The 16593-nt window shown below is 58.3% G+C and carries 10 protein-coding genes; 6 read left to right on the top strand and 4 right to left on the bottom strand.

The genetic code is table 11. The features are described from left to right. Positions 1-5: 5 nt before the first annotated feature. The 4 genes from FHC52_RS10455 to FHC52_RS10440 all read right to left on the bottom strand — a co-directional run bounded on the left by FHC52_RS10455 (position 6) and on the right by FHC52_RS10440 (position 4636). Positions 6-776 carry a MurR/RpiR family transcriptional regulator gene (locus FHC52_RS10455; protein ID WP_220420066.1) on the bottom strand — a complete coding sequence of 257 codons (771 nt, stop codon included), beginning with the start codon at positions 774-776 and terminating at the stop codon, positions 6-8. Continuing rightward, positions 776-1621 (bottom strand): 3-mercaptopyruvate sulfurtransferase, encoded by an 846-nt coding sequence (sseA, locus tag FHC52_RS10450; protein WP_032675337.1) that lies wholly within the window; start codon positions 1619-1621, stop codon positions 776-778. Before sseA ends, FHC52_RS10455 begins: the two co-directional genes overlap by 1 nt. A gap of 90 nt (positions 1622-1711) precedes the next feature. Continuing rightward, positions 1712-3079, bottom strand: a complete 1368-nt coding sequence (locus FHC52_RS10445) for a 6-phospho-alpha-glucosidase (protein ID WP_045908553.1) — start codon at positions 3077-3079, stop codon at positions 1712-1714. Positions 3080-3091: 12 nt separating this feature from the next. Further along, a complete protein-coding gene (locus tag FHC52_RS10440; protein ID WP_126289483.1) occupies positions 3092-4636 on the bottom strand; it encodes a PTS transporter subunit EIIC in 1545 nt (514 codons plus the stop codon). Positions 4637-4924: 288 nt separating this feature from the next. Between FHC52_RS10440 and FHC52_RS10435 the strand changes: the two genes are divergently transcribed. The 6 genes from FHC52_RS10435 (at position 4925) to ispG (ending at position 16581) form a co-directional block, all read left to right on the top strand. Further along, the gene (locus tag FHC52_RS10435; RefSeq protein ID WP_220420065.1) at positions 4925-9877 is read left to right on the top strand and encodes an alpha-2-macroglobulin; all 4953 of its coding nucleotides are present in this window, start codon (positions 4925-4927) and stop codon (positions 9875-9877) included. Position 9878: 1 nt separating this feature from the next. After that, positions 9879-12203 carry a peptidoglycan glycosyltransferase PbpC gene (gene pbpC, locus FHC52_RS10430; RefSeq protein ID WP_128301500.1) on the top strand — a complete coding sequence of 775 codons (2325 nt, stop codon included), beginning with the start codon at positions 9879-9881 and terminating at the stop codon, positions 12201-12203. A 156-nt stretch (positions 12204-12359) separates the two neighbouring features. Further along, a complete protein-coding gene (ndk, locus tag FHC52_RS10425) occupies positions 12360-12791 on the top strand; it encodes a nucleoside-diphosphate kinase (RefSeq protein WP_003860625.1) in 432 nt (143 codons plus the stop codon). Between the two features lie 169 nt (positions 12792-12960). Beyond that, entirely contained in the window at positions 12961-14127 is a 1167-nt protein-coding gene (locus FHC52_RS10420) for a bifunctional tRNA (adenosine(37)-C2)-methyltransferase TrmG/ribosomal RNA large subunit methyltransferase RlmN (protein ID WP_014171168.1), read from the top strand. A gap of 292 nt (positions 14128-14419) precedes the next feature. Then, positions 14420-15436 (top strand): cytoskeleton protein RodZ, encoded by a 1017-nt coding sequence (gene rodZ / locus FHC52_RS10415; RefSeq protein ID WP_126289489.1) that lies wholly within the window; start codon positions 14420-14422, stop codon positions 15434-15436. A gap of 26 nt (positions 15437-15462) precedes the next feature. After that, the gene (gene ispG / locus FHC52_RS10410; protein WP_008502138.1) at positions 15463-16581 is read left to right on the top strand and encodes a flavodoxin-dependent (E)-4-hydroxy-3-methylbut-2-enyl-diphosphate synthase; all 1119 of its coding nucleotides are present in this window, start codon (positions 15463-15465) and stop codon (positions 16579-16581) included. Positions 16582-16593 lie beyond the last annotated feature (12 nt).

The raw sequence follows: 16593 nt of genomic DNA, 5'->3' as shown, positions 1-16593 counted from the left end.
GAATGTCACCCCGTTGCTTCCAGCAGCAGTAAATCCATCAGCAGCACCAGATTCGACTCAAACGACGTCACCCCTGCGGCTTCGGCGGCGTAGTGCACCGCTTCGTCATAGAGCGCAAAGTGAACGTCGGCCATCTCCGCCAGCGTGTTGGCCGAGGCGCGGGTAAACGCGACGATGGTCATGCCGATGTTTTTGGCTATCCGCGCTTTATCCAGCACCTGCTCCGTTTCGCCGCTGCGCGAGACGGCAATAAACACCTGATAGCGGGCGGCATTGCTGAGAAAAATGTTCCGGCTGTCGCCCGGTCCGGAGATAAACGCCGTTTTGCCCATTACCTGTAGCTTCTTGGTCAGGTACTCCGCAAACAGATAAGAAAACCCGGCCCCGTAGAGAAAGAAGCTCTCTTTCTGGCGCAGCAGGTCGGAAAACTGCTGGCGTTTGTCTTGGGTAACCCACTGAAAGGTGTGCTGATAGTTGGCGATAAACTGGTTAAACAGCACCGGGAGTTCAGGGCGCGACTGCGCCTGAGCGGCAATATGCGGCGTGTCGGAGAGCAGCTGCTTGCAGTGCCAGATGAATTCGCTAAAGCCGCTGAACCCCAGCTTCTGGCACAGCCGCATGATGGTGGCGGTAGAAACGAACGTCGCCTGTGCCAGCTCGCGAACCGTAATATTGCCCACCAGCAGAGGATGCTCCGTGAGGTGGGCGAGGACGCGATACTCCGCGCGGGTCAATGACGCTCCGCGCGTTAACAGCGTGGCCAGGCGGTTATCCATTATTTCGCGGGTTCGACAGGCAGATCGTCTCGCGCACCCCATTCGCTCCAGGCGCCGTCGTAGAGCGTGACGTCGCTTACGCCGAGCGTGGCGAGCGCCAGAATGACCACGCAGGCCGTTACGCCGGAACCGCAGCTGGCAATCACTGGACGATGTAAATCAACCCCTGCCCGGTCAAAAATGGCGCGCAGTTCGTCGGTAGTTTTCAGCTCGCCCTCAAACACCAGGTCGCCCCACGGCACGTTCAGCGCGCCCGGAATATGTCCGCGCTTCAGCCCCGGACGCGGTTCATCCGCTTCGGCATTGAAGCGAGGAGCAGGGCGGGCATCGACGATTTGCGCCGTTTTTTCATGGCTCACGACCAGCACGTCGGTCAGGCGTTTTACCACGTGGGTGTCAAAGGTCGCGTCGAATTCACCTTCCGGCAGCGTGACGTCACCCTGCTGAAGCGGCAGCTCGTCGCGCTTCCACCCCGCCAGCCCACCGGCAAGAATCGAGACTTTTTCCACGCCGAAGTTTTTCAGCATCCACCACGCACGCGGCGCGGAGAAGAGGTTACCTTCATCATAGACAACGAGGTGTTTGTCTTTGCTGATGCCCAGCTCGCGCATCGCCACGGAAAACGCTTCCGGGCGCGGCAGCATGTGCGGCAGGGGAGAGGTGTGATCGGAGAGGGCTTCAATATCAAAAAATACCGCACCCGGCAGATGCCCGGCACGGTATTCACCGGGCACGTCACGATGCTCTTGTCCCGGAGGGGCCATACGCGCGTCGATAATCTGAACTTCCGGATCGTCGCCGTGCTCAATCAGCCAGTCGGCAGCGACAAAATATGAGGTGGACATGGGTTGCCTCCATTCTTTTCCGTAAAAAAGGATTGTCGGTGTTTTTTCTGACACCGACAAGCAAACCACGTTCAACTCGCGAGCAAGCCCCTATTTTTTCACCGGTTCGCCGTCCTGCCAGGCTTTTTGCAGCGCTGGCCAGTAGTCACGGTTGGCCTCAATCATCTCATCCAGAATGGCTTTTGCATGTTCCATGGTCGGCACGGTGCGGTTGAGGGTAAACGCCTGCAAGGCTTTCTCATAGCTGCCTTCGATAGTCGCCTCCACCAGCAGCTGTTCAGATGCGAGCTGCTGTTGCAAAAGCGTCTGATGGAACAGCGGCACCTGACCAATACGGATCGGTTCTGGGCCCTCGGAGGTGATATAAGCGGGAACTTCTACCACCGCATCGTACGGCAGGTTGGTAATCGCCCCGCGGTTTTCCACCATCACCAGATGGCGGCTTCGCAGGTTAAAGGCCAGCGAGCAGGCCACATCGACGATAAACTCGCCGTGGACGCCCACGTGGAAGGCATCCGGTAAAATTCCGGTGCGTTGATATTCTTCGGCGGCGGCGAACAGCTTTTTCTCGCGCCCGTCCATCACTTCATTAGCGCGGGTATAGTCCGGGTTCTGGTGCGCCACAATCTGGTTCGGCATCAGGTAATACTGCAGATACGGGTTCGGCAGATACTCGGGGAAATTGTCCATGATCGGCTTGATGTTGCGCCAGGTTTTCACCCAGGAGGGGTCGGAATGCTGCGGATCGGTTTTAGCCGCATCTTCCGTCAGCAGGCCAAACTTCGCGATATGCTTACGCAGCGCCGGGAGCTTGTCTTCGCCGTCCACCAGCACGCGGGTAAACCAGCCGAAGTGGTTCAGACCGAAGTAGTCCACTTCCAGCTTGCGGCGATCGACACCCAGAATCGCCCCCATATTGCGCATAGCGGCCACCGGCATATCGCAGATGTTCAGCACCCGCGCATTTGGCCGCAGACGGCGCACGCCCTCCGCGACGATCGCCGCCGGGTTGGAGTAGTTCACGATCCAGGCTTTTTCATGCGCGTAGCGATCGACCAGATCGATAAGCTCCACCATCGGCAGGATCGTGCGCAGGCCGTAGGCCAGCCCGCCGGGGCCGCACGTTTCCTGGCCCACCACGCCGTGACGCAGCGGGATCTTCTCATCCTGCTCGCGCATTTTGTACTGGCCGACGCGCATCTGGGCGAAGACAAAATGCGCGCCGCTGAAGGCCACTTCCGGGTCGCTGGTGACGGTAAATTTGATGTGCTGACTGTGGTCGCGAATGACCTTCTCGACGACCGGCGCAATGGTGTTCTGACGCGCCTCGTCGATATCGTACAGGCGAATTTCGGCCAGCGGGAAATCCTGCAGGCGCACCATCAGGCTTTTCACAATGCCCGGCGTGTAGGTGCTGCCGCCGCCGGCAATCGACAGAATGAATGGGGGTGTAAACATCTTTAGCTCCTTTCAGAGAAACGTCTCAACGGCTTCTCGCATTTTTTTGACATGCAGCCCATAGACCACCTGAACGTTGTTACCTTGTTTGATAATCCCTTTCGCGCCGGTCGCCTTCAGACGCGGCTCGTCGATAATGGCGACGTCCTTTACCGTGACGCGTAAGCGGGTGTAGCAGTTGTCCACCACTTCAATATTTTCCCGGCCGCCCAGCCCCACCACGATGGACTCGCCCAGCCCGTCGTTATTGCCCTTCGCCTGGTACTCCTGCTTGCTGTAGAGGCGCGTCTCCTGGTCCTCATCTTCACGGCCCGGCGTTTTCATGTTGAAGCGCAGGATCAGGAAGCGGAACACCACGAAGTAGAGGGCGAACATGATCAGCCCGACCAGGGTGTACATCGGCCAGTTGGACTTGGTCGTGCCGAGCGGCAGGTTGTAGAGGATGAAGTCGATAATCCCGTTGGCGCCGATGGCGTGAACGCCCAGCAGGGAGAACAGCATCATGCCGATGCCGGTCAGCACCGCGTGCACCACGAACAGCAGCGGGGCGACGAACAGGAAGGAGAATTCAATCGGCTCGGTGACGCCGACCAGCAGCGAGGTCAGCGCCGCCGGGATCAGAATCGCTTTCGCCGCCGCTTTACGCTCTGGCCTGGCGGTCATATACATCGCCAGCGCCGCGGCGGGCAGGCCAAACATTTTGCTGATGCCGCGTGCGTCCCACACCACGGTGCTGCTGAGTTGCTTCACGTCCGGGCAGGCCATCTCGGCAAAGTAGATATTGCGCGCGCCCTGATAGGTTGCGCCGCATACCTCCTGCGTGCCGCCCAGCTCGGTATAGAGGAACGGCGTATAAACCAGATGGTGCAGGCCGGTGGGGACCAGAATGCGTTCCAGGAAACCGTAGATGGCCACGCCAAACGGCCCGGAGCCTTTGATGGCCAGCGCCAGGGCGCTGATGCCGTGCTGGGCAAAGGGCCACAGTTCGCTCATCACCACGCCGAGCAGCATGGAGACGGGGAGCATGACGATGGCGACAAAACAGTGGCCGGAGTAAATCGCCATCGCGCCGTTAAACTGTACGCCGGAGTATTTGTTGTACAGATAGCCGGAAAGCGCTCCGGTCAGTATCCCGGCAAAGACCCCCATCTCCAGCACATGCACGCCCAGTACCATCGTCTGTCCGGCCGCTTTCATCTGCGCCGCTGGCGCCAGCGCGCCCTGCAGCTGCAGCGTGACGTTCATGGCGTTGATGAATACGACAAAGGTGACCAGGCCAATCAGCGCGGCATAGCCTTTATCGCGCGTCGCCAGGCCAATCGGAATACCGACGGCAAACACCAGCGCCAGGTTAACCAGCACCGACACGGCAGATTTTGCGATCAACTGACCAAGATGCTGAATCAGCGGATGACTGAGAAACGGCAGGTACTCGGCGAGATTACCGTTACCCAGCACGTTACCAAAGGCGATAAACAGACCGACGATCGGTAAGATAAGCACCGGTCCGTACAATGATTTTCCGAAATTTTGTAGGGCGTTCACGGCTCGTTTCATGGCTTTCTCTCTTTTTGAACCGCGCACTCGGGGTGCGTCATGGTCATAAAACTAGCAGTCTTCAGATGTGTTTATCCAGCTATCTTCTTGTTTTAAAAACAAATGACGTGAAAGGTAACATGTGACGTTATGCGCTGTGATCGCGGTTCCATCACGGCGTAGCGGCGTGATGCCATTCTGCGAGGCGCTTTCCAGATTCTAAAATTGGACTTTTTGAATTAATGAAACTTGCGGATAATACTTATCCGGACGACGACCAACAGGCCCCCTCTGGGCCAGGGACAAAGGATGAAACCGTTTCGCTTAGCCGCGCTCTCTCTTGCGCTGCTTACCACGTTTACGCTTGTCGGCTGTGATAACAGCGACGATAAACCTCAGGCTGCGGCTCCCGCGGCATCCACTGCATCCACACCAAAAGCCGCGGAAAAGCCAAATGCTGAAACGCTGGCTAAGCTAGCCGCCCAGAGTCAGGGAAAAGCGCTGACCCTGCTGGATGCCTCTGAAGTTCAGCTCGACGGTGCCGCCACGCTGGTGGTGACATTCTCGGTTCCGCTGAATCCCGATCAGGATTTCGCGAAAACCGTGCATGTCGTGGACAAAAAAAGCGGCAAAGTTGACGGGGCGTGGGAACTTGCGCCTAACCTGAAAGAGCTTCGCCTGCGTCATCTGGAGCCCAACCGCAACCTGGTCGTCACCGTTGAACGGGGCCTGCAGGCGCTGAATAAGGCGACGTTCGGCATTGATTATGAAAAAGCCCTCACCACCCGGGACGTCGAGCCTACCGTCGGGTTTGCCAGCCGCGGCTCGCTGCTGCCGGGCAAGGTGGTGGAAGGGTTGCCGGTGATGGCGCTTAACGTCAACAATGTTGACGTGAACTTCTACCGCGTGAAGCCGGAATCGCTGGCCTCTTTTGTCAGCCAGTGGGAATACCGCAACTCCCTCACCAACTGGGAATCCGACAACCTGCTAAAGATGGCGGAGCTGGTTTACACCGGTCGCTTCGATCTTAATCCGGCGCGCAACACGCGCGAAAAATTGCTGTTGCCCCTGAAGGATATTAAACCGCTCCAGCAGTCTGGGGTTTACATCGCGGTCATGAACCAGGCCGGGCACTATAACTACAGCAACGCCGCAACGCTCTTTACCTTAAGCGATATTGGCCTGTCCGCTCACCGTTATCATAACCGCCTGGACATCTTCACCCAGAGTCTGGAGAACGGTGCGGCGCAGTCCGGCGTCACCGTCACCCTGCTGAATGATAAAGGGCAGACGCTTGCCGAAGCGAAAAGCGACAGCGATGGCCACGCAAAGCTTGAGACCGACAAAGAGGCCGCGCTGATCCTGGCCAGTAAAGACGGCCAGACCACGCTGCTTGACCTCAAGCTGCCGGCTCTTGATCTGGCGGAGTTTGATATCGCAGGGAGTCCGGGCTACAGCAAGCAGTTCTTTATGTTTGGCCCACGCGATCTCTACCGCCCGGGCGAAACGGTGATCCTCAACGGCCTGCTGCGCGACAGTGACGGTAAGCCACTTCCCGATCAGCCCGTGAAGCTTGACGTGCTGCGTCCGGATGGACAGGTCGCGCGTACGATCGTCGTCAAGCCGGAGAACGGACTCTATCGCTTCAACTATCCGCTGGACAGCGGGGCGCAGACCGGCATGTGGCATATCCGCGCCAACACGGGCGATAACCTGCAGCGTCTGTGGGACTTCCACGTTGAAGACTTCATGCCAGAGCGTATGGCGCTCAACCTGAGCGGACAAAAAACGCCGGTTTCACCGCAGGATAACGTCGACTTTAACGTGGTCGGCTATTACCTGTATGGCGCACCGGCCAACGGTAACTCTCTGCAGGGCCAGCTCTTCCTGCGTCCGCTGCGTGACGCGGTGGCCGCGCTGCCGGGCTTCCAGTTTGGTGATATCGCCGAAGAGAACCTGAGCCGCAGCCTGGATGAAGTTCAGCTTACGCTGGACGAGCAGGGGCGTGGGCAGGTTTCTACCGAAAGCCAGTGGAAAGACGTGCACTCTCCGCTGCAGCTGATCCTGCAGGCCAGCCTGCTGGAATCAGGTGGTCGTCCGGTGACGCGTCGCGCTGAGCAGGCTATCTGGCCGGCGGCTGAGCTGCCGGGTATTCGCCCTCAGTTCGCCAGCAAGGCGGTTTACGACTACCGCACCGATACGACCGTCAACCAGCCGATTGTTGATGAGAACGGCAACGCCAGTTTCGACATCGTGTATGCCGATGCCAGCGGCGCGAAAAAGGCCGTTTCCGGGTTACAGGTTCGTCTGATTCGCGAGCGTCGGGACTACTTCTGGAACTGGTCTGAGAGCGAAGGCTGGCAGTCTCAGTTCGATCAGAAAGATCTGGTCGAAGGTGAGCAGGAGCTGACGCTTAAGGCCGATGAAACGGGTAAAGTCACCTTCCCGGTGGAATGGGGCTCTTATCGTCTGGAGGTGAAAGCGCCTGATGAGATGGTCAGCAGCGTGCGCTTCTGGGCGGGGTACAGCTGGCAGGATAACAGCGACGGCACCGGCGCGGCACGCCCTGACCGTGTGACCTTGAAACTGGATAAGCCAGCCTATCAGCCAGGCGACACCATCAACCTGCACATTGCCGCGCCAGCCGCAGGCAAGGGCTATGCGATGATCGAGTCCAGCGAAGGGCCGCTGTGGTGGAAAGAGATCGACGTACCGGCAAACGGACTGGATCTCGCTATCCCGGTCGACAAGGCCTGGAAGCGTCACGACCTCTACCTGAGTACGCTGGTGGTACGTCCCGGAGATAAATCCAAATCCGCCACGCCGAAACGCGCGGTCGGCCTGCTGCATCTGCCGATGGGTGACGAAAATCGCCGCCTGAATATTGCGCTCGATAACCCGCAGAAAATGCGTCCAAACCAGACGCTCTCGGTGAAGGTGAAAGCCAGCGTGAAAGAGGGGGCCGTGCCGCAGAAGGTGAACGTCCTGGTATCGGCGGTGGACAGCGGCGTGCTGAATATTACCGATTACGTCACGCCGGATCCGTGGCAGGCTTTCTTTGGTCAGAAGCGTTACGGCGCGGATATCTACGATATTTACGGCCAGGTCATTGAAGGGCAGGGCCGTCTGGCCGCGCTGCGCTTTGGTGGCGATGGGGATGAACTGAAGCGCGGCGGCAAACCGCCGGTGAACCACGTTACCATCATTGCCCAGCAGGCACAGCCGGTCACGCTGGATGCCAACGGGGAAGGCACAATTACATTGCCGATTGGAGACTTCAACGGTGAGCTGCGTCTGATGGCGCAGGCCTGGACGGAAGAGGATTTCGGCAGCAGCGAAAGCAAGATTATTGTGGCCGCGCCGGTCATTACCGAGCTGAATACCCCGCGCTTCCTGGCAAGCGGAGATACCTCGCGGCTGACGCTGGATATCACTAACCTGACCGACCAGCCGCAAACGCTGAATATCGCCCTGAACGCGACAGGCAAACTGGCGCTGGAAGGCTCGCAGCCTCAGCCGGTTCAGCTGCCACCGGGGGCGCGCAGCACGCTGTTTATTCCGGTACGCGCGCTGGACGGTTATGGTGACGGTGAAGTGACCGCGCAGGTGACCGGCCTGCAGCTTCCGGGCGAGACCTTCGCCCCGCAGCAGAAGAGCTGGAAAATCGGCGTGCGTCCGGCGTTCCCGGCGCAGACGGTCAATACCGGTGCCATGCTGAACCCTGGCGAATCCTGGACTGCACCGGCGCAGCACAGCAACGGTTTCTCTCCTGCCACCCTGCAGGGGCAACTGCTGCTGAGCGGCAAACCACCGCTCAACCTGGCGCGCTATATTCGCGAACTGCAGGCCTATCCGTATGGCTGTCTGGAGCAGACCACCAGCGGTCTGTTCCCGTCGCTCTACACCAACGCGGCGCAGCTTACGGCGCTTGGCATCAAAGGTGATACGGACGATAAACGCCGTGCCGCCATTGATATCGGTATTTCCCGTCTGCTGCAGATGCAGCGTGAAGACGGCGGGTTCGCGCTGTGGGATAAAAACGGTCCGGAAGAGTACTGGCTGACGGCCTACGTGACCGACTTCCTGGTCCGTGCGGGCGAGCAGGGCTACAGCGTGCCTGCCGATGCGGTGAATAATGCCAATAGCCGGTTGCTGCGCTACCTGCAGGACCCGGGCATGATGTCTATTCGCTACAGCGACGATACGCAGGCCAGCAAGTTCGCCGTGCAGGCCTATGCCGCGCTGGTGCTGGCACGTCAGCAAAAAGCGCCGTTGGGCGCGCTGCGTGAAATCTGGGATCGTCACGCTCAGGCGGCGTCCGGCCTGCCGCTGATGCAGCTGGGCATGGCGCTCAAGCTGATGGGCGATGCCCCGCGCAGCCAGCAGGCGCTGGATCTGGCGCTCAAAACGCCGCGCAACGACAGCAAAACCTGGATGGCCGATTACGGCAGCCAGCTTCGCGATAACGCGCTGATGCTCTCTCTTCTGGAGGAGTACAAGCTGCTGCCGGATGCGCAAAATACGCTGCTGAATGCCCTGTCTGAGCAGGCCTTCAGCCAGCGCTGGTTGTCCACTCAGGAGAGCAATGCGCTGTTCCTGGCCGGTCGTTCGCTGCAAACCTTGTCGGGTGCGTGGCAGGCGAAAACCTCCCTGTCAGATTCCGCATCAGGTGGCGATATAGCGCAGGTACAAAACGTGAGCGGCGACCAGCTTGGCGCGCTGCAGGTGACCAATACCGGCACTTCACCGCTGTGGGTACGCCTTGATAGCACCGGTTATCCTGACTATGCTCCTCAGCCGAGCTCGAACGTGCTGCAGGTTGAACGCCATATTCTGGCTACGGACGGCAGCACGAAATCGCTCTCTTCGCTGAAGAGCGGCGAGCTGGTGCTGGTATGGCTGGAAGTCAAAGCCAGCCAGAACGTCCCGGACGCGCTGGTGGTTGATCTCCTCCCTGCGGGTCTGGAGCTGGAAAACCAGAACCTGGCAAGCAGCAGCGCCAGCCTGCAGGACAGCGGTAGCGAAGTGCAGAACCTGCTCAGCCAGATGCAGCAGGCGGACATTCAGCATATGGAATTCCGCGACGACCGCTTTGTGGCCGCCGTGCCGGTAAATGAAGGTCAGCCGGTTACGCTGGTTTATCTGGCGCGCGCCGTGACGCCGGGAACCTACCAGGTGCCGGTTCCGATGGTCGAGTCTATGTATGTGCCGCAGTGGCGGGCAACGGGTGCGGCCAGTGGCCCGCTGATTGTTGTTCCGTAATATGCGAATGGCACGTTTGACACGCTCCCGCTGGCTGTGGCTGGCGGGAGCGCTTCTCGTTTTATGGGGGCTGATTGTCGCCGCCGACCGCCTGTGGCCGTTGCCGCTGAAAGAGGTTAACCCTGCCCGGGTGGTGGTGGATGAGAAGGGCACGCCGCTCTGGCGTTTTGCCGATAGCGACGGGATCTGGCGCTATCCGGTGACGATCGAAGAGGTCTCTCCCCGTTATCTTGAGGCGCTGATCCAGTACGAAGATCGCTGGTTCTGGGATCACCCCGGCGTAAACCCGCTTTCTGTCCTGCGCGCTGCCTGGCAGGATCTCAGTTCCGGGAAAGTCATCTCTGGCGGAAGCACGCTCACCATGCAGGTCGCGCGACTGCTGGACCCGCATCCGCGCACCTTCGGCGGTAAAATTCGCCAGCTCTGGCGGGCGATGCAGCTGGAGTGGCATCTTTCCAAACGCGAAATCCTCACGCTCTATCTCAACCGCGCGCCGTTTGGCGGTACGCTGCAGGGCGTGGGAGCGGCAAGCTGGACGTATCTGGGCAAGCCGCCGTCGCAGCTCAGCTATTCCGACGCGGCGCTGCTGGCGGTGCTGCCGCAGGCACCGAGTCGTTTACGCCCGGATCGCTGGCCTGAACGGGCCGAAGCGGCGCGCAATAAAGTGCTCGACCGCATGGCGACGCAGGGCGTCTGGTCCGCAAAGCAGGTCAAAGAGTCCCGTGAAGAATCGGTATGGCTGGCGCCCCGGCAGATGCCGCAGCTGGCGCCGCTCTTTGCACGGATGATGCTCGGCAAAAGTCGCGACACGAAAATTGTCACCACGCTGGATGCCGGACTGCAGCGGCAGCTGGAAGAGCTGGCGATGAACTGGAAATCCCGCCTGCCGGCGCGCAGCTCGCTGGCGATGATCGTGGTCGATCATACCGATATGAAAGTGCGCGGCTGGGTGGGATCGGTGGATATCAACGATGACACGCGTTTTAGCCATGTGGATATGGTCAATGCGATCCGATCGCCGGGATCGGTGTTAAAACCCTTTATCTACGGCATGGCGCTGGATGATGGCCTGATCCATCCCGCCTCGCTGCTTCAGGACGTTCCCAGAAAAACCGGTGACTATCGGCCCGGGAATTTTGACAGCGGGTTTCATGGACCGGTCAGCATGAGTGAAGCGCTGGTACGCTCCCTCAACCTGCCTGCCGTTCAGGTGCTGGAAGCCTACGGACCAAAACGATTTGCCGGGATGCTGAGCAACGCAGGCTTGCCGCTGATCCTGCCTGCGGGGGCGCAGCCGAATCTGTCTCTGATCCTCGGTGGGGCAGGCGCGCGGCTGGCAGATATCGCCGCTGCCTACAGTGCTTTTGCCCGACACGGTAAGGCGGGTAGGCTGCGCCTGCAGCCAGGCGATCCGCTAACTGAACGTCCGCTGTTATCACCGGGCTCGGCGTGGATTATTCGCCGTATTCTGGCCAATGAAGCGCAGCCGCTGCCGGATAATGCGCTACCGCAGGTTGCGCCGCTGGCGTGGAAAACTGGTACCAGCTACGGCTACCGTGATGCCTGGGCCATCGGTCTGAATGCCCGTTATGTGATAGGCATCTGGACCGGACGACCGGACGGCACGCCCGTGGCGGGACAGTTTGGGTTTGCCAGCGCGGTTCCGCTGTTAAACCAGGTCAATAACCTGCTTCAGTCGCGCTCAACGGTAGACGAAGCCCGTCTGCCGCGCGATCCGCGTCCGGCAAGCGTCGGGCGGGGCGTGATCTGCTGGCCGGGCGGCCAGTCGCTACCGGAAGGCAGCGAAAACTGTCGACGTCGCCTGTCGACCTGGCTGCTGGAAGGGAGTGAACCGCCCACGCTGCTCCTGCCCGAACAGGAGGGCATACGCGGGATCCGTTTCCCGGTCTGGCTAGATAAAACCGGCAAACGCGTGGCCGCAGATTGCCCGGATGCTACTGAAAAAGTCCTGGATGTATGGCCGCTGCCGCTGGAGCCGTGGCTGCCTGCAACCGAGCGTCGTGCGGTACGGATTCCGCCTTCATCAAGAATTTGTCCTCCACTCTTGCAGGACGCACCTGCGCCACTCATTCTGACCGGCGTGCGTGAAGGGGCCGTTATTAAACGTCTGCCGGGGGAATCCCGCGTTTCGCTGCCGCTTCAGGCGACCGGCAACAGCGGTGAGCGCTGGTGGTTTTTGAACGGTGAACCGCTGAATGTGAAAGGAAGCGTTTACACATTACAGCTTGATAAGTCGGGCGATTATCAGTTACTCGTTATGGATGAGACCGGGCAGGTCGCGACGGTGAATTTTACGCTTCAGTGACCTGAAAACAGCTTTCTGATGTGAGCTGTTGCTAAAACTCATCTTATTTTAAAAAAATGTTACCTGAATCCATAGGCAATGGCGCCATTGCTCATTATAATCCGCGCCACACCATACTCAGGTATGCAAAACAACAGAACATTGACAGAGGTTATCATGGCTATTGAACGTACTTTTTCCATCATCAAACCAAACGCGGTGGCAAAAAACGTTATTGGCAGCATCTTCGCTCGCTTTGAATCTGCAGGGTTCAAAATTGTTGGTACCAAAATGCTGCACCTGACCGTTGAGCAGGCTCGCGGCTTCTACGCTGAGCACGAAGGTCGCCCATTCTTTGACGGCCTGGTGGAGTTCATGACCTCCGGTCCAATCGTGGTATCCGTACTGGAAGGCGAAAACGCCGTACAGCGTCACCGCGACCTGCTGGGCGCAACCAACCCGGACAACGCGCTGGCAGGTACCCTGCGCGCTGACTACGCTGACAGCTTCACCGAGAACGGTACCCACGGTTCTGACTCTGTTGAATCTGCTGCACGCGAAATCGCTTTCTTCTTCGCAGAAGGCGAAGTGTGTCCACGTACCCGTTAATTTAACGGTTTCGTTTACACATTATTTTCGTAAATGCCGCGTCCAGACGTGGCATCCCTGCGCCAGACTTTGTACAATGCAACGCCCCGGACGAGCAGACCGCTTTCCGGGGCGTTTCTATTCAACCCTCCATGGGCCATAACGTGTAACAACGAGGCCGGTAAATATTATGTCTGAATTAGTGAATACCTCCGAAGTCGCCATTCCTGCGGTTCCCAATAAAAATGGAAAAATCAACCTGCTGGATCTGAACCGTCAGCAGATGCGCGAGTTCTTCAAAGAGATGGGCGAAAAGCCGTTTCGTGCCGATCAGGTCATGAAGTGGATGTACCATTACTGCAGCGACAATTTTGATGACATGACTGACATCAACAAAGTCCTGCGCAATAAGCTCAAAGAAGTGGCTGAAATCCGCGCCCCGGAAGTAGTGGAAGAGCAGCGCTCCGCGGATGGCACCATCAAATGGGCGATTGCGGTCGGCGATCAGCGCGTTGAAACCGTCTACATTCCGGAAGAAGACCGCGCGACGCTGTGCGTCTCCTCCCAGGTTGGCTGTGCGCTGGAGTGCAAATTCTGCTCAACCGCGCAGCAAGGCTTTAACCGTAACCTGCGTGTTTCAGAAATTATCGGCCAGGTCTGGCGTGCCGCGAAAATCGTGGGCGCGGCAAAAGTAACCGGCACGCGCCCTATCACCAACGTGGTGATGATGGGGATGGGTGAACCGCTGCTGAACCTGACCAACGTCGTTCCGGCGATGGAAATCATGCTGGATGACTTTGGCTTTGGCCTGTCCAAGCGTCGCGTCACGCTGTCGACCTCAGGCGTTGTGCCTGCGCTGGACAAGCTCGGCGACATGATTGACGTCGCGCTGGCGATCTCCCTGCACGCACCAAACGATGAAATTCGTGACGAAATTGTGCCGATCAACAAAAAGTACAATATCGAAACCTTCCTCGCCGCCGTACGTCGCTACCTGGAGAAATCCAACGCCAACCAGGGCCGCGTGACCATCGAGTACGTGATGCTGGACCACGTCAACGATGGCACCGAACATGCGCATCAGCTGGCTGAACTGCTGAAAGATACGCCGTGCAAAATCAACCTGATCCCATGGAACCCGTTCCCGGGCGCGCCGTATGGCCGTAGCTCGAACAGCCGTATCGACCGTTTCTCCAAGGTACTGATGGAGTATGGTTTCACCACCATCGTGCGTAAAACGCGTGGTGATGATATTGATGCCGCATGTGGACAGCTGGCTGGTGATGTCATTGACCGTACCAAGCGCACCCTGCGTAAACGCATGCAGGGCGAGACGATCGCGGTTAAAGCTGTTTGATTATTATGCACTCGCGGCGCATTATCTGCGCCGTGAGACATAACCTTACTGAATAATCAGTCAGATTCGTGAAGACTGAACAATAATTACGGTGCGTTTCATCCGACTTTCGGGCAGTATGTAACGACGTAACAACAGTTTAGCCGTACGGGCAGGGCTGTACTGTCATCTCCGGGCTGACAGTCTTATACTCTGTGTTCAAGGTTAACTGACCAGAAGTTTCGCGGTGCGGGTGGCATTGTGACTCACCGGCGCCTGAACCCTTTTTTTCACGTACCAGTAGTTGTAGCGAATGAATACTGAAGCCACTCACGACCAACATGAAGCACTCTCCACTGGCGTTCGTCTTCGCAACGCCCGTGAACAACTCGGACTCAGCCAGCAAGCCGTCGCAGAACGCTTGTGCCTGAAGGTTTCCACGGTTCGCGATATTGAAGAAGATAAGGCACCCGCCGATCTGGCTTCAACGTTCTTGCGCGGTTATATCCGCTCTTACGCAAAACTGGTGCACATCCCCGAAAACGAATTACTGCCAATGATGGAGAAGCAGGCGCCGGTCCGTGCAGCAAAAGTTGCGCCGATGCAGACCTTCTCCCTGGGGAAACGTCGTAAAAAACGTGATGGCTGGCTGATGAGCTTTACCTGGCTGGTGCTGTTTGTGGTGGTCGGTCTGACCGGTGCGTGGTGGTGGCAAAACCACAAGGCGCAGCAGGAAGAGATCACCACCATGGCCGATCAATCCTCCGCCGAACTCAACCAGGCCGGAACGGATAACGCCCAGAGCGTGCCGCTGAATACCGACGGTGCAGCGACTTCCAGCGAGCCACAGACCGCAGCGCCAGATGCGACAGCGACCAATGCTGCGCAGGCTCCGGCAGCAACGGCTAATACCGCTGCGCCTCAGGCTCAGGATCAAAACGCGGTGGTTGCCCCTTCTCAGGCGAATGTTGATACTGCGGCGAACGCGCCTGCGGCTACTCAGCCTGCAGACAATACCGCAGCGTCTCTGCCAACCAGCCCGGCGGGTACGGCGACACCCGCAACCGACCCTAACGCGCTGGTAATGAACTTCAGTGCCGACTGCTGGCTGGAAGTGACTGACGCGACAGGTAAAAAACTGTTCAGCGGCCTGCAGCGCAAAGATGGCACGTTAAACCTAACGGGCCAGGCGCCTTATAAACTTAAAATCGGCGCTCCGGCAGCGGTACAGATCCAGTATCAAGGAAAACCTGTCGACCTGAGCCGCTTTATCAGAACTAACCAGGTTGCACGTCTTACCGTTAATGCCGAACAATCAGCAGCACAGTAACAGACGGGCAACGCGGGAGATTTTTCATGCATAACCAGGCTCCGATTCAACGTAGAAAATCGAAACGGATTTACGTTGGGAATGTGCCAATCGGCGATGGGGCACCTATCGCCGTTCAGTCGATGACCAATACGCGCACCACCGATGTGGAAGCGACGGTCAATCAAATCAAAGCATTAGAACGTGTCGGCGCGGATATTGTTCGCGTCTCCGTCCCGACCATGGATGCGGCTGAGGCGTTCAAACTGATCAAACAGCAGGTCAGCGTTCCGCTGGTGGCTGATATTCACTTCGACTACCGCATCGCACTGAAAGTGGCCGAGTACGGCGTCGATTGCCTGCGTATTAACCCGGGCAACATCGGTAACGAAGAGCGTATCCGCATGGTCGTGGACTGCGCCCGCGATAAAAATATTCCTATCCGTATCGGCGTTAACGCCGGTTCCCTGGAAAAAGATCTGCAGGAAAAATACGGTGAGCCTACGCCGCAGGCGCTGCTCGAATCCGCGATGCGTCACGTCGATCATCTCGATCGCCTTAACTTCGATCAGTTCAAAGTCAGCGTAAAAGCGTCCGACGTGTTCCTGGCCGTAGAATCTTATCGCCTGCTGGCAAAGCAGATCGATCAGCCTCTGCACCTCGGGATCACCGAAGCGGGCGGCCTGCGTAGCGGCTCGGTAAAATCCGCGATCGGTCTGGGGCTGCTGCTCTCTGAAGGGATCGGTGACACCCTGCGCGTCTCGCTGGCGGCGGATCCTGTCGAAGAGATCAAGGTCGGCTTCGATATTCTGAAATCACTGCGTATTCGCGCGCGTGGGATCAACTTCATTGCCTGCCCAACCTGTTCACGTCAGGAGTTCGATGTGATCGGTACGGTGAATGCCCTGGAGCAACGTCTTGAAGACATTATCACCCCGATGGACGTCTCCATCATCGGCTGCGTGGTGAACGGTCCGGGTGAAGCCCTGGTGTCAACCCTGGGCGTGACCGGCGGTAACAAGAAAAGTGGTCTCTATGAAGATGGCGTTCGAAAAGATCGTCTGGATAATAGTGACATGATCGACCAGCTTGAAGCCCGCATCCGCGCCAAAGCCGCCATGATGGACGAGACACAGCGTATCAACGTTCAGCAGGTTGAAAAATAACGTGATGGGAAG

The sequence above is a fragment of the Enterobacter sp. EC_64 genome (genome assembly GCF_019584165.1).
Lineage (GTDB): Bacteria > Pseudomonadota > Gammaproteobacteria > Enterobacterales > Enterobacteriaceae > Enterobacter > Enterobacter roggenkampii.
The sequence above is the reverse complement of the archived record's forward strand: the minus strand, read 5'-3'. Positions and strand labels throughout refer to the sequence as shown.

Coding starts and splice junctions, on each gene's coding strand:
- FHC52_RS10455 (WP_220420066.1), bottom strand. CDS start 776: ATGGATAACCGCCTGGCCACGCTGTTAACGCGCGGAGCGTCATTGACC.
- sseA (WP_032675337.1), bottom strand. CDS start 1,621: ATGTCCACCTCATATTTTGTCGCTGCCGACTGGCTGATTGAGCACGGC.
- FHC52_RS10445 (WP_045908553.1), bottom strand. CDS start 3,079: ATGTTTACACCCCCATTCATTCTGTCGATTGCCGGCGGCGGCAGCACC.
- FHC52_RS10440 (WP_126289483.1), bottom strand. CDS start 4,636: ATGAAACGAGCCGTGAACGCCCTACAAAATTTCGGAAAATCATTGTAC.
- FHC52_RS10435 (WP_220420065.1), top strand. CDS start 4,925: ATGAAACCGTTTCGCTTAGCCGCGCTCTCTCTTGCGCTGCTTACCACG.
- pbpC (WP_128301500.1), top strand. CDS start 9,879: ATGCGAATGGCACGTTTGACACGCTCCCGCTGGCTGTGGCTGGCGGGA.
- ndk (WP_003860625.1), top strand. CDS start 12,360: ATGGCTATTGAACGTACTTTTTCCATCATCAAACCAAACGCGGTGGCA.
- FHC52_RS10420 (WP_014171168.1), top strand. CDS start 12,961: ATGTCTGAATTAGTGAATACCTCCGAAGTCGCCATTCCTGCGGTTCCC.
- rodZ (WP_126289489.1), top strand. CDS start 14,420: ATGAATACTGAAGCCACTCACGACCAACATGAAGCACTCTCCACTGGC.
- ispG (WP_008502138.1), top strand. CDS start 15,463: ATGCATAACCAGGCTCCGATTCAACGTAGAAAATCGAAACGGATTTAC.